Annotated in this window: 17 protein-coding genes and 1 riboswitch; of the genes, 6 read left to right on the forward strand and 11 right to left on the reverse strand. The window is 65.4% G+C overall.

Annotation, left to right across the window (positions count from 1 at the left end):
* The first annotated feature begins 189 nt into the window (after positions 1-189).
* The gene (locus ACXAJT_RS05170; protein ID WP_475233484.1) at positions 190-2,067 is read left to right on the forward strand and encodes a methyl-accepting chemotaxis protein; all 1,878 of its coding nucleotides are present in this window, start codon (positions 190-192) and stop codon (positions 2,065-2,067) included.
* 67 nt (positions 2,068-2,134) lie between these two features.
* On the opposite strand, the gene aroC is transcribed toward ACXAJT_RS05170, so the two are convergent.
* Positions 2,135-3,235 (reverse strand): chorismate synthase, encoded by a 1,101-nt coding sequence (gene aroC, locus ACXAJT_RS05175; protein ID WP_475233486.1) that lies wholly within the window; start codon positions 3,233-3,235, stop codon positions 2,135-2,137.
* Between the two features lie 139 nt (positions 3,236-3,374).
* Positions 3,375-3,481: riboswitch (TPP riboswitch) on the forward strand.
* Positions 3,482-3,531: 50 nt separating this feature from the next.
* Between aroC and thiB the strand changes: the two genes are divergently transcribed.
* From thiB to ACXAJT_RS05190, 3 genes are read left to right on the forward strand one after another with little or no spacing between them, the layout of a single operon-like run.
* Positions 3,532-4,512, forward strand: coding sequence for a thiamine ABC transporter substrate binding subunit (thiB, locus tag ACXAJT_RS05180; RefSeq protein ID WP_475233489.1), 981 nt, complete (start codon positions 3,532-3,534; stop codon positions 4,510-4,512).
* On the forward strand, positions 4,488-6,017 hold the full coding sequence (locus ACXAJT_RS05185; protein WP_475233490.1) for a thiamine/thiamine pyrophosphate ABC transporter permease ThiP: 1,530 nt from the start codon (positions 4,488-4,490) through the stop codon (positions 6,015-6,017). Before thiB ends, ACXAJT_RS05185 begins: the two co-directional genes overlap by 25 nt.
* Complete coding sequence (locus ACXAJT_RS05190) at positions 6,004-6,702, forward strand: thiamine ABC transporter ATP-binding protein (protein WP_475233492.1); 699 nt, start codon at positions 6,004-6,006, stop codon at positions 6,700-6,702. Before ACXAJT_RS05185 ends, ACXAJT_RS05190 begins: the two co-directional genes overlap by 14 nt.
* An 87-nt stretch (positions 6,703-6,789) precedes the next feature.
* Here the strand turns inward: ACXAJT_RS05190 and ACXAJT_RS05195 are convergent, their stop codons facing one another.
* From ACXAJT_RS05195 to petA, 3 genes are read right to left on the reverse strand one after another with little or no spacing between them, the layout of a single operon-like run.
* On the reverse strand, positions 6,790-7,578 hold the full coding sequence (locus ACXAJT_RS05195) for a cytochrome c1 (RefSeq protein ID WP_475233494.1): 789 nt from the start codon (positions 7,576-7,578) through the stop codon (positions 6,790-6,792).
* 19 nt (positions 7,579-7,597) lie between these two features.
* Positions 7,598-8,941: a cytochrome b gene (gene petB / locus ACXAJT_RS05200; RefSeq protein ID WP_475233496.1), complete on the reverse strand. Its 1,344-nt coding sequence runs from the start codon at positions 8,939-8,941 to the stop codon at positions 7,598-7,600.
* Between the two features lie 12 nt (positions 8,942-8,953).
* Positions 8,954-9,529 carry a ubiquinol-cytochrome c reductase iron-sulfur subunit gene (gene petA / locus ACXAJT_RS05205; protein ID WP_475233498.1) on the reverse strand — a complete coding sequence of 192 codons (576 nt, stop codon included), beginning with the start codon at positions 9,527-9,529 and terminating at the stop codon, positions 8,954-8,956.
* Between the two features lie 227 nt (positions 9,530-9,756).
* Here petA and ACXAJT_RS05210 point away from each other — a divergent pair, with 227 nt between their 5' ends.
* Positions 9,757-10,419, forward strand: a complete 663-nt coding sequence (locus ACXAJT_RS05210; RefSeq protein WP_475233500.1) for an outer membrane protein — start codon at positions 9,757-9,759, stop codon at positions 10,417-10,419.
* 87 nt (positions 10,420-10,506) lie between these two features.
* Here ACXAJT_RS05210 and ACXAJT_RS05215 read toward each other — a convergent pair whose 3' ends face one another.
* The 6 genes from ACXAJT_RS05215 to ACXAJT_RS05240 form a co-directional block, all read right to left on the reverse strand.
* On the reverse strand, positions 10,507-10,800 hold the full coding sequence (locus ACXAJT_RS05215) for an alkylphosphonate utilization protein (protein ID WP_475233503.1): 294 nt from the start codon (positions 10,798-10,800) through the stop codon (positions 10,507-10,509).
* Positions 10,801-10,814: 14 nt separating this feature from the next.
* Entirely contained in the window at positions 10,815-11,582 is a 768-nt protein-coding gene (gene pssA, locus ACXAJT_RS05220; RefSeq protein ID WP_475233505.1) for a CDP-diacylglycerol--serine O-phosphatidyltransferase, read from the reverse strand.
* The gene (locus tag ACXAJT_RS05225; RefSeq protein ID WP_475233506.1) at positions 11,575-12,249 is read right to left on the reverse strand and encodes a phosphatidylserine decarboxylase; all 675 of its coding nucleotides are present in this window, start codon (positions 12,247-12,249) and stop codon (positions 11,575-11,577) included. The genes pssA and ACXAJT_RS05225 overlap by 8 nt, the downstream gene beginning before the upstream one ends.
* A gap of 117 nt (positions 12,250-12,366) precedes the next feature.
* A complete protein-coding gene (locus ACXAJT_RS05230) occupies positions 12,367-12,981 on the reverse strand; it encodes a glutathione S-transferase (RefSeq protein ID WP_475233508.1) in 615 nt (204 codons plus the stop codon).
* A 217-nt stretch (positions 12,982-13,198) separates the two neighbouring features.
* On the reverse strand, positions 13,199-14,848 hold the full coding sequence (gene groL / locus ACXAJT_RS05235) for a chaperonin GroEL (RefSeq protein ID WP_475233511.1): 1,650 nt from the start codon (positions 14,846-14,848) through the stop codon (positions 13,199-13,201).
* Positions 14,849-14,918: 70 nt separating this feature from the next.
* Entirely contained in the window at positions 14,919-15,212 is a 294-nt protein-coding gene (locus ACXAJT_RS05240; protein WP_475233512.1) for a co-chaperone GroES, read from the reverse strand.
* A gap of 299 nt (positions 15,213-15,511) precedes the next feature.
* Here ACXAJT_RS05240 and ACXAJT_RS05245 point away from each other — a divergent pair, with 299 nt between their 5' ends.
* A complete protein-coding gene (locus ACXAJT_RS05245) occupies positions 15,512-16,474 on the forward strand; it encodes a DMT family transporter (RefSeq protein WP_475233514.1) in 963 nt (320 codons plus the stop codon).
* Between the two features lie 16 nt (positions 16,475-16,490).
* Here ACXAJT_RS05245 and ACXAJT_RS05250 read toward each other — a convergent pair whose 3' ends face one another.
* Positions 16,491-17,168: a DUF2161 domain-containing phosphodiesterase gene (locus ACXAJT_RS05250; protein WP_475233516.1), complete on the reverse strand. Its 678-nt coding sequence runs from the start codon at positions 17,166-17,168 to the stop codon at positions 16,491-16,493.
* Between the last annotated feature and the right edge of the window lie 74 nt (positions 17,169-17,242).

The following is a 17,242-nucleotide window of genomic DNA, read 5'->3' on the forward strand; positions in this document are numbered from 1 at the left end:
GGTGCCTGCTTCGGCAGGCACGACCTGGCCCCGCCTGCGCCTCTGCGCGGCGGGGCATTTTTCATTCTGCCGCCCTCGCGGACGGAGGGAAGTCGCATCAATCCTATCTATCCCGAAGGGTTTGTTTACCTGCCGCTGATAGCGAAGACCTGTCCGGCGCCCCGCGCCATATCCAAACAGGAATGGGTGATGAGCAGGTTTTCCATCCGTGTACAATTGCTGATCCTCGGATCGGCCTTCATGCTCCTGACGCTGGGGGTGGCCGTTGCTTCTTGGCTTATTCAGGCCCGCATGTCGGACAGTCTCGAATTCGGCAATGACCTTAGGCAGCAGACATCCGTCCTGATGGCGGCGCAGGGGCGGATAGATCATGCGGGCACCGCGATTTTGCACTTCGAGCACAGCGGTAGCGAACCGCTGAACGACCTGCGCGCCGATCTTCTGTCACTTCAGACCCTGATCGACGATGCCAGCTCTGCCTTCCTCGCCCCAAAAGCGCCAGAAGCCGCCCGCCCGGAAATGCTGACCCGGCTGCAGGAAGTCGCAACCAATGCGCAGTCTTTGGTGCCACAGATCGACACGCTGACAATCCCCGGACTCACCATCTTCGAACGGGATGCCCACATCAGCAAAGTGCTCTTGCCTGCGCTCGACGAGGCCCGGGAAGAGGTGCAAGCGATGCGAGACGAGTTGCGATCACAGGCCGAGCGGGCCGACAATATGGCGCGCACCGCGATGGACACCGGTTTCCTGATGCTCATCGGCGCGAACGGCATTGCGGTCACCCTTTCTCTGATCTGCGTCGTGGTGTTCGGAAAGCTCCTCGCCCGCCCATTCCAGACCGCCGCCAGCGCGGTCGAGCGCATCGCCCGGCAAGACTACGAAACCGAGATCGCCGGTCTTGAACGTGGCGACGAGGCTGGCTCGATCGCCAGAAATCTCGAAGCACTCCGCGATCGTCTGCGTCAGGCGGAAGACACCGCCGAGGAGGAGCGCGCCGCCAATGACCGCCGGCTGTCGCTGTTCACCGCCCTTGGCAACGCAATGAGCGGGCTGACCCGCGGCGAAACGGACCACAGGCTGGATGCAGACGACTGGCGCACCCTTGGCGACAGCGCCGTGCGCCTGTGCGATAATTTCAACGCGCTGGCGCAGGGGATCAGTAGGCTGGTGAGCTCTCTGCGCACCTCCACCGATACGGTGCAGCGCAATTCGCAAGAGCTATCCTCCATGTCGCGCGAGATGTCCCGGAGGTCCGAGGTTCAGGCGGCAACGCTCGAGGAATCCGCCGCCGCGCTCGAGCAGCTATCCTCCAGCGTCCGGGCCGCCGCTGACCGCGCCGAAGACGCCGACCGCCGCGTCGGTGAGGGGCGCCGCCGCGCCGAGGAAGGCGGCGCTGTCATGGAAAAGGCACTGACCGCTATGGGCTCGATCGCAGCGTCCTCCGACCAGATCACCCAGATTATCGGCGTGATCGACGACATTGCCTTCCAGACCAATCTGCTCGCCCTCAACGCCGGGGTCGAGGCCGCTCGCGCTGGCGAGTCGGGCAAGGGGTTCTCGGTGGTCGCCTCCGAGGTGCGCTCACTGGCGCAGCGTGCCTCCGAATCGGCGCGCGAGATCAAGGCGCTGGTGTCCAACAGCTCACAGCAGGTGAAGGACGGCGGCCAGCTTGTGGAACAGACCGGCACCGCGCTTTCCGATATCGTGCGCAACGTCAGCGAGGTGTCCGACCTCGTTGCCGAAATCGCCACGGCGGCCAAGGAACAGGCAGCGGGCCTACAAGAGATCAACGTGGGTGTGGCCGAACTGGACAAGGTCACCCAGCAAAACGCGGCGATGGTTGGCGAGACCAGCACGGCCAGCGACCAACTCAGCAGCGAAGCCGAGCGGCTTTCTTCACAGCTTGGCCGCTTCATGGGAGAACAGGAGGCAACCGCTAAGGAGGTCACGCCACTGGCGGCGCCCATCGAAGACTTCGAGCCGGCACCGCCTTCGGAGCCGCCTGCGCTGCCCGCGCCACAACGGGCCGCCGCTGGCAGCGACGTAAGCTGGGAAGAATTCTAGCGCTTCCCAAAAACAAGCGCGGGCCAGCTAACGCTGACCCGAAACCGCAAAGCCAAGGCGCTCGCGATCAGCCGATCTGCCCGCGATTTGCCCCGACCTGGCCGCGATGCAGCAACAGGTGGTCGAGAATAACACAAGCCATCATCGCCTCACCCACCGGCACCGCCCGAATTCCCACGCAGGGATCGTGACGCCCCTTGGTGACGATATCGGTTTCGTCACCGTCCACCGTCAGCGTCTTGCGCGGCGTCAGGATCGAAGAGGTCGGCTTCACCGCGAAACGCACCACCACGTCCTGCCCGGTGGAAATTCCGCCCAGCACACCACCCGCGTGGTTCGAGCTATACACCGGACCGTCCGGCCCCATGGTGATCTCATCGGCATTGGCCGAGCCGGTCAGCGCCGCCGCCGCCATACCCTCGCCGATTTCCACGCCCTTCACCGCGTTGATCGACATCATCGCCGCAGCGAGGTCGGTGTCGAGCTTACCGTAGATCGGCGCGCCCAGCCCTGCCGGCACGCCGCGCGCCACCACCTCGATCACCGCACCGACGCTGTCCCCGGACTTACGCAGCCCGTCCAGATAGTCGGCCCAGCCCTCGGCAGCCTCCGCATCGGGGCACCAGAACGGGTTGCGCGCGATCTCATCCCAGTCAAAGCGGTCACGGTCGATGCCCTGCGGCCCCATTTGCACCATGAAGCCGGTGATCGATAGTCCGGGCGCCAACTCTGCCAGCGCCGCCCGCGCCAGCCCGCCGGCGGCGACCCGCGCCGCCGTCTCCCGCGCCGAGGAGCGACCGCCGCCACGATAGTCGCGGATGCCGTACTTCTGGTAGTAGGTGATGTCGGCATGGCCGGGCCGGAACTTGGCCGCGATCTCGGAATAATCCTTCGATCGCTGGTCGGTGTTCTCGATCATCAGCTGCACCGGCGTGCCCGTGGTCTGCCCCTCGAACACTCCCGACAGGATCTTCACCGCGTCGGGCTCGCGCCGCTGCGTGGTGTATTTGTTCTGCCCCGGCTTGCGCAGGTCGAGCCAACGCTGCAGCGCCGCCTCGTCGATCGGCACCCCCGGCGGGCAGCCATCCACCGTGGCACCAAGCGCCGGCCCGTGGCTTTCGCCCCAGGTCGTCACACGAAAGAGATGGCCGAAGGTATTGAGGCTCATGGGCTTGTCTCCTGTGTCGCGCCGCGCTCTCTGCTCGCCCAGCCTGTTAGGCCAGCACGGCCCTTGTCTCAAGGGAATTGTCGTGACGCGCCGCGGCGAGGAATTCATCTTGTCAGCCGCCCCGCCCGCCGCTAGGTCTTGCGCTACCTCGGGGTGCCGCGCGATCCACGCCGGCTGAGATGCCACTGCGAACCCGTTGAACCTGACCCGGTTAACACCGGCGGAGGGAAGGTCATGGCCCAAGGCCCACGCGCCCCGGCCCATCTTGCCCTCTCGCCGCAAATTTGGAGGATGCCATGAAGGCCATCAGTTTTGCAGCGGGATGTCTCTTTGCCAGCACGGCGCTGGCGCAGGAGAACGTTCTGACCGTCTACGCGGGCGATTACGTCGTCTCGGAATGGGGCCCTGGCCCGAAGATCGAAGAGATGTTCGAGGCGCGCTGCGATTGCGACCTGCAGTTCAAGCCCGGCGATCTGCTGCCACGGCTGTTGCTCGAGGGCGAACGGACCGAGGCCGACGTGGTCTTTGGTCTCAACACCGACGTGACCAAGCAGGCCCGCGAAAGCGGCCTCTTCGCGCCGCACAATGTGGACCTCTCGCCCCTCACCTTGCCGATCGAATGGACCGACGACACCTTCCTTCCCTACAACTACGGCGAGACGGCCTTCATCTACGACACCACGCGCCTGCCCGAACCGCCGCAAAGCTTCGAGGCGTTGCTTGAGGCGCCAGACGATCTGAAGATCGTCATTCAGGACCCGCGCAGCTCGATCTCCGGTCTGGCCATGGCGCTCTGGATCCACGCGGTGTTCGGCGACGAGGCCGAGGACGCATGGCGTAAATTGGCACCGAAGATTCTCACCGTCACCAAGGGCTGGTCCGAAAGCTACGGGCTGTTCACCGATGGCGAGGCCGACATGGTGCTGAGCTATACCACTTCGCCTGCCTATCACATCATCGCCGAGGACGACCGCAGCAAGAAGGCGCTGATTTTCCCCGAGGGGAACTACTTCATGGTCGAGCTGGCCGCGAAGGTCGCCAGCACCGATCAGCCGGAACTGGCGCAGGCGTTCATGGAGTTCATCTTGACGCCCGAGTTCCAGCAGATGATCGCCACGGGCAACTGGTCCTTCCCTGCGGCGCTGCCGCACGATGAATGGCCCGAGGGGTTCAAGGAGCTCGAACTGCCGACCAAGGTGCTGTTCTACTCCGAAGATGAGGCCGCCGCGCTGCGCGACGAGGCTATCGAGGCATGGCGCCGCGGCCTCTCGCAATAAGCGCCGCGCTCCTCGCGGCCGGGCTGGTGCTGGCACTGGTGCTCGGCCCGGTGGCGGCGGTGCTCTCGCGCGCCGGTGGCTGGGGCACGCTCGGCCCCGGCGACTGGCAGGCACTACGGTTTACGCTCTGGCAGGCGCTGCTCTCGGCAGTCTTTTCTCTGGCGCTGGCGATCCCCGTCGCGCGCGCGTTGGCGCGCCGGAGCTTCCCGGGACGCGGGCTGTTGATCTCGCTCTTGGGCGCGCCCTTCATCCTGCCGACCATCGTGGCGGTGCTGGGGCTGATCGCGGTCTTCGGCCAGAACGGCATGGTCAACGGCGCACTACGCGCCCTCGGCCTGCCGGGCTTCAGCATCTACGGGCTGCACGGCGTGGTGCTGGCCCATGTGTTCTTCAACCTGCCACTGGCGGTGCGACTGCTGCTGCAGGGCTGGCTGGCGACCCCCGCCGAGCGCTTCCGCCTTGCCGCTTCGCTGGGGCTGTCACCTTGGGGGATATTCCGCACGCTGGAAGCGCCGATGCTGCTGCGCATCGCGCCCGGAGCCTTTGCGGTGATCTTCGTCATATGCCTGTCGAGCTTCGCCGTGGCTCTGACGCTGGGCGGCGGGCCGCGCGCCACGACCGTCGAACTGGCGATCTATCAGGCGGTGCGCTTCGATTTCGACCTCGGGCGTGCGGCGCTGCTGTCGGTGATCCAGCTTGGCCTCGCGCTGGCCGCCGGGCTGCTGGCGCTGCGCCTCGGCTTGGGCGGCGGCTTTGGCGCGGGGCTCGACCGCATGGTGACGCGCTGGGACGGGCGCAAGGGCCTGCACCGCGCCGCAGACGCCGCGTGGATCGTCGTGGCCGCGCTTTTCCTGCTGACCCCGCTCGGCATGGTCGTCGCCCGCGGGCTGCCCGGCCTGACGCAGCTTGGCACGGGGTCTTGGGAGGCGGCGTGGAACTCACTGACCGTGGCGCTGGCCTCGACGCTGCTGTGCCTCGCGTGGGCGCTGCCGCTGTCCACCCGCTGGGGCGAATGGATGGGGCTGGCGGGCATCGCCGTCTCGCCCCTCGTGCTGGGCACCGGGCTTTTCCTGATCGTCCGGCCCTTTGCCAATCCGCTGTCACTGGCGCTGCCGGTGACCACTTTGGTCAACGCGCTGGTCGCCCTGCCCTTTGCCCTGCGCATCCTGCGCCCCGAGGCCGAGGCGGTGCGCGCCGATTACGCGCGGCTGGCGCAGGCGCTGGGGCTGACCCCGCTCGCATGGGTCCGGCTCATCCTGCTGCCGCGCCTGCGCCGCCCAATCGGGTTTGCCGCCGGGCTGACCGCCGCGCTGTCGATCGGCGATCTGGGAGTCATCGCGCTCTTTGCCGACCCAGAGCGGGCAACCCTGCCGCTGCAGGTCTACCGGCTGATGGGGTCGTACCAGATGGACGCCGCTGCCGGGGCGGCGCTGCTGCTACTGCTGTTCAGCTTTGGGGCCTTCTGGCTCTGCGACCGGGGGGGCCGTGCCAATGCTGACGCTTGAAGGCCTGCGCTACACCGAAGGCGACTTCAGCCTTTCGGCGGATCTGTCGCTGGCGCCGGGTCGACGCGTCGCCGTCATCGGGCCGTCGGGCGCGGGCAAGTCGACGCTGCTGGACCTGATCGCCGGGTTCCTTGCCCCCAAGACGGGCCGCCTGCTCTGGCAGGGGCGCGACATCACCGCCATCCCGCCGGACAAGCGCCCTGTGGCGATGCTGTTTCAAGAGAACAACCTCTTCCCGCACCTCAACCTCGCGCGGAACCTCGGGCTGGCGCTGCGCCCCGGTGGCGGGCGACTGACAGCGGACGACACGCACAGGGTCGAGCAGGCGCTGGAGCGCGTGGGCCTCGGTGGCATGTCAGCCCGCAAACCCGGCGCGCTCTCGGGCGGACAGCAGAGTCGCGCGGCGCTGGCACGGGTGCTGTTGCAGGCACGCCCGATCCTTGCGCTGGACGAGCCATTCGCCGCGCTGGGACCGGCGCTGAAGGTGCAGATGTTGGATCTGGTGCAGGAGGTGGCCGGAGAGCTGGGCGCGCTGGTGCTGCTGGTCAGCCATGACCCGCAGGATGCCCGCCGTTTTGCCGAGCAGACCGTTCTGGTGGCGGATGGCATCGCGCAGGCCCCCGTCGACACGCAGGCGCTGTTCGAGGCCCCACCAGAGGCGCTGCGCGCCTATCTCGGACACTAGCGCCGCGCGCGCCGGAAAGATCCATCGCGCGCCCAATGCAAAAGGCCCCGCCAAACGGCGGGGCCTTCTGTTTTGCTCAGGCGCGGATCACTCCGGCTTGTGCTTGATCGGGCGCCAGATGCGCTTGTTGGTCAGGTACAGCAGCACCGACAGCACCGTCAGGAACAGCACCCCGGCAAAGCCCGCCTGCTTGCGCGCCATCATCTTCGGCTCGGCGGTCCACATCAGGAAGGCCGCGACGTCCTGCGCCTCGTGGTGCAGCTCGTTCGAGTGACCGTCGGCGAACTCCACGTCCTCGCCCATCAGCGGCGGGGCCATGGCGATCCAGCCGCCCGGGAAGGCGGTGTTTTCGTAGAAGGTGGTGCCGGCCTCGACCTTCTCTTCGCCGGTGTAGCCGGTGAGAAGCGATGCAATGTACTCGGCGCCGCCCATGCCGTTGAACAGCTGCGACAGACCGGTGCCGTACGGGCCATGGAAGCCCGCGCGCGCCTTGGCCATCAGCGACAGGTCGGGCGCCCCGACCGCGTCATTGACCGGGAAGTGGTCGGTCGGGATCGCCGGGCGGTAGTCGTCCAGTTCTTCGTCGAACACCTCGAAGTTCTGCGCCGCATAGGCGCGCACCTGATCCTCGGGCAGGCCGGGGCCGCCCTCGTCACCAAGCGTGCGCAGCGGCACATAGCGCAGACCGTGACAGGCCGAGCAGACCTCGGTGTAGATCTGCAGGCCGCGTTGCAACTGGGCCTGATCATAGGCACCGAACGGACCTTCGAACGAGAAGGCGTAATCCTCCACGTGGCCACCCTCGCCGGCAGCAAAGGCGCTGCCGGAGACGAGGCCGAGGACCGCGACGGCGGAAAGGGCAAGTTTCTTGAACATGACTCTTGTGTCCTTTCTCTTACTCGGCCGGGGTGGACGCGGTCGCGCCCTTGTCCGAGGACTTGCCGTAATGCGCTTCGAAGTCTTCTTCGATGGTCGCAGGCTGCGGCAGCGGCTTTTCGATCACCCCCAGCAGCGGCAGGATCACGAAGAAATAGCCGAACCAGTAGGCTGCGCCGATCAGCGAGAAGCTGGCGTAGGGCTCTTCAGCCGGCATGGCGCCAAGCCACATCAGCGCGATGAAGTCGATCACCAGCAGCCAGAACCACCACTTGAACTGCGGGCGGTACTTGCCCGAGCGCACCGAGGAGGTGTCGAGCCAGGGTGCCAGCGCCATGGCGATGATCGCCCCGAACATCGCCAGCACGCCGAAGAACTTGGCATCGACGATGCCGCCGGTGACGAAAGAGGCGATCTGAACGACCCAGACTTCCGAGGTGAAGGCGCGCAGGATCGCGTAGAACGGCAGGAAGTACCATTCGGGCACGATGTGCGCCGGTGTCGCCAGCGGGTTCGCCTCGATGTAGTTGTCGGGGTGGCCCAGGTAATTGGGCATGAAACCGACGATGGCGAAGAACACCGCAAGGATCACCGCCAGCGCAAAGAGGTCCTTGATCACGAAGTACGGCCAGAAGGGAACGGTGTCCTTCTCTGCATCCGCCTTCGAGGTGCGGCGAACCTCAACACCGGTGGGGTTGTTGTTACCCGTGGTGTGGAAGGCCCAGATGTGCACCGCCACCAGCGCCGCGATGACGAAGGGCAGCAGGTAGTGCAGCGAGAAGAAGCGGTTCAGCGTGGCGTTGTCCACCGCCGGCCCGCCCAGCAGCCAAGTCTGGATCGACTCGCCGATGAAGGGGATCGCGCCAAACAGGCCGGTGATCACCGTCGCGCCCCAGAACGACATCTGGCCCCACGGCAGCACGTAGCCCATGAAGGCGGTGCCCATCATCGCGAGGTAGATCAGCATGCCGATGATCCACGTGATCTCACGCGGGGATTTGTATGAGCCGTAGTAGAGCCCGCGGAAGATGTGCGCGTAGACCGCCACAAAGAACAGCGACGCGCCGTTCATGTGCAGGTAGCGCAGCATGTAGCCCCCGTTCACGTCGCGCATGATGTGCTCGATCGAGGCGAAGGCCATGTCCACATGCGGCGTGTAGTGCATCACCAGCACGATGCCGGTGATGATCTGCAGCGCCAGACAGAAGGTCAGGATGATCCCCCAGATCCACATCCAGTTCAGGTTCTTGGGTGTGGGGATCATGATGGTGTCGTAAAGCAGACCGACGATCGGCAGGCGCTTGTGCACCCAGCGTTCGCCGCCGGTCTTCGGTTCGTAGTGATCGTGCGGAATACCAGACATGAGCGCCTCCCCTTAGCCCAGCAGGATCGTGGTTTCTTCCACGAAGGAAGCCACGGGAACGTGAAGGTTCTGCGGCGCCGGGCCCTTGCGGATGCGTCCGGCCGTGTCGTAGTGCGAGCCATGGCAAGGGCAGAACCAGCCCCCGACGCCGCCCGCAGTATACTCACCGGCATTGCCAAGGGGCACACAGCCTAGATGCGTACACACGCCCATCATGACCAGCCATTCCCCGGCCTCGTCAAGGGTGCGGTTCTCATCAGTGGCGTCAGCACCGGCGGCGATGTTCTCGTTCCGGGCCTCGGCGTCGACGAGTTGATCCATGGTGACCGAGCGGGCTTCCTCAATTTCCGTTTCGGTCCGGCGCCGGATGAACACCGGCTTGCCAAGCCATTTCACCGTGAGCTGACTGCCGGCCTCCACTCCGGACACGTCCACTCGGATGGTGCTCAACGCGCGCACGTCCGCCGACGGGTTCATCTGGTTGACCAGCGGCCAGACGGCCGCGCCAGTGGCGACTACGCCGGCACCGCCGGTGGCATAGAAGAGGAAATCTCTCCTGGTGCCTTCGTGATCTTCTGCTTGTGACACGGGGTCTTCTCCATTCCTCAGAGGCCGGTTTCGCGGCCGGCCGACACGCAGATAAGGCCGCGCAAGAACGCAGCATTTCCATAGGCTGTATTATCGGCCCGCCCATCGTCCGTAAAGCAAACATAACAGTCACATCGATCAGAGTGCCGATGTGTCGCGGTTGAAACCCTGCCACAGCGGAAGATATTAGCCAGTTAAGAGTTCATCCCTCAAATGGAGGCACGGCCATGAAAGCCCTGATTCTGCCCACCGCGCTGCTTGGCATCGGCCTTGCCGCCCCTGCTGTCGCGCAAGATTTCGAAGCCTCGGTCTACACTGGCTGGCAGACCGCACCGCACAGCCGGATCAGCGGCGACTACCCCGGCAGCGGCGCCGATTTCGACGAATTGATCGGCTGGGAAGGCAAATCCTTCGAGATGCCCCCCTACTGGGGTCTGCGCGGCACGTGGTGGCAAAGCGACACCTTCGGCTGGGCGCTCGAATTCACCCACGCCAAAGTCTACGCCAATGAAGACGACCGCGATGACGCGGGCTTCGAGACGCTGGAATTCACCGACGGCATCAACATCCTGACGGTCAACGCCATGCGCCGCTGGCCCGAGCAGTGGGGCAAGCTGACGCCTTTCGCCGGCGCTGGTCTGGGTGTGGCTGTGCCGCACGTCGAAGTCGCCACCACCGACGGCTCGGACGACACGTTCGAATACCAGTACACCGGCCCCGCCGCGCGCCTGCTGGCTGGCGTGAGCTATCCGATCAACGACACATGGTCGGTCTATGGCGAATACCAGTTCACCTACTCGTGGAACGAGGCCGATCTCGACGAAGGCGGCACGCTGGAGACCGACATCAAGACCAACGCGCTGAACGTCGGCCTGTCGATGAAATTCTGATCGGCCCAACGGCCTGCTGCAAACGACAAAGCGCTCCCCGCGGGGAGCGCTTTTTGTTTGACGGGTATTGATGCCGGTGCGGGCACCTCAGCGCTTCTTCACGAACTCCGTGCGCAGCACGAGCCCCTTGATCGTGTCATGGCGACAGTCGATCTCGTCGGGGCTGTCGGTCAGCCGGATCGAGCGGATCACCGTGCCCTGCTTCAGCGTCTGGCCCGCGCCCTTCACCTTCAGGTCCTTGACCAGAACCACCTGATCACCATCGGCGAGCAGATTGCCGGCGGCATCACGCACCTCGACAACCTCTGCCGCGGCAACCTCGGAGGCGGGTTTCCACTCGCCGCTGGCCTCGTCGTAGACCCACTCTTCATCCGTGGCCATCTCGGCCTCCTTGCTTATTTGGCGCTGCCGCGCATGCGCTTTTTCGGAAGCATGATCACCACCGCGACCAGATAGGCCGCGCAGAACAGCGCAAGGGTGATCCACGCATAGGTCAGCACCGCCGCGCCCAGAAAGGCGACGCCCACCAGCACATATTTCACGTTCTGGCGCGAGATGCGGGTGGTCTTGAACGACCACGTGGGCACCCGGCTGATCATCGCCAGCCCGGCCAGCACCAGCCAGCCCGCCAGCACCAGATCGGGGAACAGCGGCCCCGCACCAAGGCCGAAGCTGAGATACATCGGCAGCATCGCCAGAAGCGCCCCCGCCGGCGACGGCACGCCGGTGAAATAGGCGTTGTCGTGGTCTTTGTCCTCGGACTTGCGCATCACGTTGAACCGCGCAAGGCGCACAACCGCGCAGATCGCAAAGACCAGCACCGCGATCCAGCCGAAGTTGCGGCTGTCTTCCAGCGCCCACGTATAAAGCAGCATCCCCGGCGCCACGCCGAAGTTGAGAAAATCAGCAAGGCTGTCGAGCTCGGCGCCCATGCCGCTTTCGGACTTCAGTGCGCGCGCAAGGCGCCCGTCCAGCCCGTCGAGCACCGCCGCCAGCAGGATCAACTGCACCGCCAGTTCGTACGAGCCCTGCAGACCGAAGCGGATCGCCGTCAGCCCGGCGCAGATCGCCACCACGGTCAGCACGTTCGGCAACAGCTGGATCACCGTCACCTTCTCGGCGGCGCGCGCCTTTGGATCCTCCGTCGGCTTTTGGTCATCCATTCAGCGGCTCCCCAAGGTCGGCAATGACGCTCTCGCCCGCGATCATCGTCTGGCCGATGGCGACCTGCGGCTCCACCCCCTCGGGCAGATAGACGTCCAGACGCGAGCCGAAGCGGATAAGGCCGAACCGATCACCACGGTTCAGCCGGTCGCCGTCCTTCACCCACCACATGATACGCCGCGCGACAAGCCCCGCGATTTGCACCACGGCGATCTCGCGCCCGTCCTCGAGACGAACGCGCAGCGCGTTGCGCTCGTTGTCCACCGAGGCCTTGTCGAGCGAGGCGTTGAGGAACTTGCCGGGGCGGTAGGCGACAGAGACGATCTCGCCGGTCGCCGGGGTGCGGTTCACGTGGCAGTTAAAGACCGACATGAAGACCGACACGCGAGTCAGCGGCACGTCGGGCATGCCCAGCTCGGCGGGAGGCACCGCCGGTTCGATCAGCGAGACCACACCGTCGGCGGGCGAGACCAGCAGGCCGGGGCGCTGCGGCACCACCCGCTCGGGGTCGCGAAAGAAGTAGTAGCACCAGACCGTCAGGCCAACGCCGATCCAGCCCAGCGGGTCCCAGATCAGAAACAGCACCACGGTGATCGCGGCGAAAATACCGACGAACTTGCGTCCCTCTGGGTGCATCGGTTTGATAAACGTGTCGCGCATCCGCATGGGGAGGCTCCCTCTTGGCTGGGATTTCGGGGGTGCAGGCAGCTAAGCGCATGCGCGCCCGCGTGCAAGCCCTTTGGCGGCGCGCCCTGTGCCTCGCCGCCACGTCTGTGTGGTCTGTCAGGTCTCGGCAGCCATCGGGTCGGTGGCCTGCATCGCGGGCCGCTGACAGAACGCATCGTACCACTCGGCCAGCGCCTCGCGGCCAATCCGCCACTTGCGCGCATCATGGCGGAAGTCGAGATACCCCAGCGCGCAGGCGACCGAAATATGGCCCATGTCCACCCGCCCGGCGAGATGGCTCATCCAGCGCGTGTTCAGGGCGTCGAGCGCCCGGCTCACCTTGCTCCACTGCCCTTCTATCCACTCCATCGATACCTGCTCGCGCGGACGGAAACGCTCTTCGTAGATAATCAGCACGGCGGCATCCATGATGCCGTCGCCAGTGGCCTCAAGGGTCAGCGTGTCCCAGACGCGGCTTTCGGGGTAGAGCCCGGCCTCGGCGCGGGCATCGAGGAACCGGCAGATCACCCGGCTGTCATAGAGTGTCGGCCCATCGGGGCGCACCAGCGCGGGAATCTTGCCCACCGGGTTGGCGGCGATTAGCGCCGGGTCCGGCGTCAGCGGCGAGGCGGTGACCTGCACCATCTCGACATCCTCGTACTGGCCGGTTTCGTGCAGCGTCACCAGCACCTTGCGGACAAAGGGGGACGGCCCGGCCTGCAGCAGTTTCATCGCAGATCTCCTTGCGCGGTTGTCGGGCGGAGCCTAGCGCGCTGGCGCGGAAAGGAAAACGCCGAAGGCAGAGAGGCGCCGAACCGCCCCAGCCGGGCAAGCTGCGCGCCACTGGGCGGGCTTTGGGCGGGCATTGATCCACCCGCCCAAACGCAAAACGGGGGGCCGAAGCCCCCCGCTCGCTGCCCGAAGGCAGGCGTCCATATGGACCGGCAGATTACATCATGCCGCCCATGCCGCCCATGCCGCCCATGTCGGGCATGCCGCCACCGGCGGGTGCGTCTTTTTGCGGCTTGTCTGCCACCATCGCTTCGGTGGTGATCAGCAGGCCAGCAACCGAAGCTGCATCTTCCAGTGCGGTACGCACGACCTTCGCGGGGTCGATCACGCCGAACGAGAACATGTCGCCATATTCGTCGGTCTGGGCGTTGTAGCCGAACTTCAGGTCGTCCGATTCACGCACTTTGCCTGCGACGACCGAGCCGTCCACGCCTGCGTTCTCGGCGATCTGGCGCAGCGGAGCTTCCAGAGCCTTACGCACGATGGTGATACCGGCGTTCTGGTCGGAGTTCGCACCGGTCAGGCCGTCGAGCGACTTGGCGCCCTGAACCAGAGCGGTACCGCCGCCGACGACGATGCCTTCCTGCACGGCTGCGCGGGTCGCGTTCAGAGCGTCGTCCACACGGTCCTTGCGCTCTTTCACTTCCACTTCGGTCATGCCGCCAACGCGGATGACGGCAACGCCGCCTGCCAGCTTGGCAACACGTTCCTGCAGCTTCTCGCGGTCGTAGTCCGAGGTGGTTTCCTCGATCTGCGTGCGGATCTGAGCGACGCGCGCTTCGATCTCTGCCTTGTCACCGTGGCCGTCGACGATGGTGGTCTCGTCTTTGGTGATGTTCACGGTCTTGGCGGTGCCAAGCATGTCCATGGTCACCGACTCGAGCTTCATGCCGAGGTCTTCCGAGATCACCTGGCCGCCGGTCAGGATCGCGATGTCCTGCAGCATGGCCTTGCGGCGGTCGCCGAAGCCCGGTGCTTTCACGGCTGCGATCTTCAGGCCGCCGCGCAGCTTGTTGACCACGAGGGTCGCCAGCGCTTCGCCTTCGACGTCTTCAGCAATGATCAGCAGCGGCTTTTGCGACTGGATCACCTGCTCGAGCAGCGGGACGAGCGGCTGCAGCGACGAGAGTTTTTTCTCGTGCAGCAGGATCATGCAGTCGTCGAGCTCTGCGATCATCTTGTCGGCGTTGGTCACGAAGTACGGCGACAGGTAGCCGCGGTCGAACTGCATGCCTTCAACAACGGTGGTCTCGGTCTCGAGGCCTTTGTTCTCTTCGACGGTGATCACACCCTCGTTGCCGACTTTCTGCATCGCGTCTGCGATCTGACGGCCGATTTCGGCTTCGCCGTTCGCCGAGATGGTGCCGACCTGAGCAACTTCGTTGCTGTCGTTGACCGGGCGTGCAGCTGCCTTGATCGCTTCGACGACCTTGGCGGTTGCCAGATCGATGCCGCGCTTGAGGTCCATCGGGTTCATGCCAGCGGAGACGGCTTTGACGCCCTCTTTCACGATGGCCTGAGCCAGAACGGTCGCGGTGGTGGTGCCGTCACCGGCTTCGTCGTTGGTGCGGGAAGCAACTTCCTTCACCATCTGCGCGCCCATGTTCTCGAACTTGTCTTCCAGTTCGATTTCCTTGGCCACGGACACACCGTCTTTGGTGATGCGCGGTGCACCGAACGACTTGTCGAGCACAACGTTACGGCCTTTCGGGCCGAGGGTCACCTTAACCGCGTCGGCGAGGATGTTCACACCCTTCAGCATGCGCGAGCGGGCGTCGGTATCGAACTTCACGTCCTTTGCAGACATCTGCGAGTTCTCCTAAATCTGTATTGAAGGTCAGGCGTATCGGGCCCGCAGGCCCGGAGCGATCAGCGGATCAGGCCGCCTCGGTGATGCCGAGGATGTCCGATTCCTTCATGATCAGCAGCTCTTCGCCGTCGATCGTCACTTCGGTGCCGGACCACTTGCCGAACAGCACGCGGTCGCCTTCCGAGACGGCCATCGAGATCAGCTCGCCGGAATCCTTGCGTGCACCTTCACCGCAGGCAACGATCACGCCCTCAGCGGGCTTTTCTTTTGCGCTGTCGGGGATGATCAGACCGCCCTTGGTCTTTTCGTCGCTCTCTACGCGGCGAACCAGCACGCGGTCGTGAAGCGGTTTGAATGCCATCTTCGAGTCTCCATAGCTCAAAGGTTGTCCCTGTAGGCCCCCGTTGATAGCCAGACAGCGTCTGACCCGAGAGCCGTTAGCACTCACCCTTGTGGAGTGCTAACGAGGCATAGCTAGGCAGGCCCGCGTTTTGAGTCAACACTCCCGTCCGAGAAAATTTGATGACACCCGGTCGGGCATGTCGGCCCGCGCCCATCACCTGTGCACCAAGGGCGCCCCACACAAGGTGGCGCGCAGCGGCCATGGCAAATCTTCGCCGAATGTGGTGACCTGACTGAGATCACAGAATCGAGACCCATATGGCTATTCCCTACGCGCCCATTTCGGCGCCCTCCCCGCTGCAGCAACCGCCGCATGACAACACTCGGGGCTTCTTGTTCATGGCGCTCGGCTTTTTCGGCTTCGGCCTGACCGACATGCTGGCCAAGCTGCTGACCGAGCATCTGCCGCTGGTCCAAGTCATCTGGTTCCGCCAGTCCGGCCTGTTCATCGGGGTCATGGTGCTGCTGGCCATGCGCGGCGGCCTTATCCTGCGCACGCCGCACCCGGTGCTGCAGATGATGCGAGGGGTGATCGCACTGGCATCGGCCGGCTGTTTCATCATGTCGCTACGCTTCGTTGGCCTTGCGGATGCCACGGCCGTGACCTTCACCGCGCCCTTCATCGTCACCGTGTTCGGCGCGCTCTTGCTCAAAGAGCCGGTCGGGCCGCGCCGCTGGGCCGCTGTGATCACCGGCTTCATCGGCATGCTGGTGGTGATCCGCCCCGGCATGGGGGTGTTTCACCCGGCCATCGGCTTTGCCTTCATCGCCGCGCTCTGCTTTGCCGCCCGGCAGCTGCTGTCGCGCTATCTCAGCGGCGCCGACAGCATCGCCACGACGGTCACCTACACCTCGCTGACCTCTTTCCTGCTGTGCTCGGTGCCGCTGGTCTTCGTCTGGCAGACCCCGCCCAGCCTCGGCGTCATGGCCCTGTGCCTTGTCATCGCCACGACCGCCGGGCTTGGCGAATTTCTGATCATCCGCGGGCTCGACGTGGGTCAGGCGGTGGTGATGGCGCCGGTGCAATACACGATGATCATCTGGAGCACGCTCTACGGCTTTCTCGTCTTCGCCGACCTGCCCGATGCCTGGACCTTCGTGGGCTGCGGCATCATCATCGCCTCGGGGCTCTACACGCTCTACCGCGAGCGGGTGCTGGCAAAGCAGGCGAAACGCGCGGCGGCACAGGCTGATCTGCAGCCCGCGCCGACCGAAGCCTGAGGCTCGGCGTCCCGGCTCACTCCGCGGCCTCGTCCTCCCAACTGCCCGCCCAATGCACCAGACCCGCGCGCCCGGCGTCGGTCAGATCGTAGACGCCGACGCGCACGCGGGTGAACCAGCCGTAGTGATTGTCGGCCATCAGCCGCGTCGCCACCTTGACCCCGGTCGCCGCCGCCACATCCCGGCCGCGGCTTTGCCCTGCATCCACAAGGTAGGCGGCGCAGCGCAGCGCGTCCTGCCGGTAGCCGGTGACGATGCCATGGCGGGTCGCCCCGCCGTCGTTGGGATCGCCGGTGATGCGCCGGAACTCGCGCAGCAGCTTGGCCTGCCCCGCCTTGTTCTTGCGCGGCGCATAGGGGCCGGGATCGCAATGCACCTCGGCCCGCCCGTCCTTGACAGTGATGAACCCCAGCCCCAACCGCCGGCACAGGGCCAGATTATCCTTCAGCGCCCGCCGCGCGGTGCGCCCGCCGGGTTTCGGCACGGCGATATAGACCAGATCAGACACCCGCATCCGCGCCAGCGCCTGATGGAACAGAGCCAGCGAGATCTTCAGCTTCAACTCGACGATCACCGGCTCTTCCTCGCCGCGCACCGCCACGAGGTCGGCCGCGCCCACTTCGCCCTTCACCGTGTAGCCTTGTCCGGCCAAAAGCGCCTTCACCGGCGCATAGAGTTCACTTTCCCGCAACATGGCCGCCACCATCGCCCCGCCGCTTGCCGCTGGCAAGCAGCTGCCCTAGCCTGCCCCGGTTCCGCGTTCTCTGT

This window comes from Salipiger sp. ABF4_146, assembly GCF_056161345.1.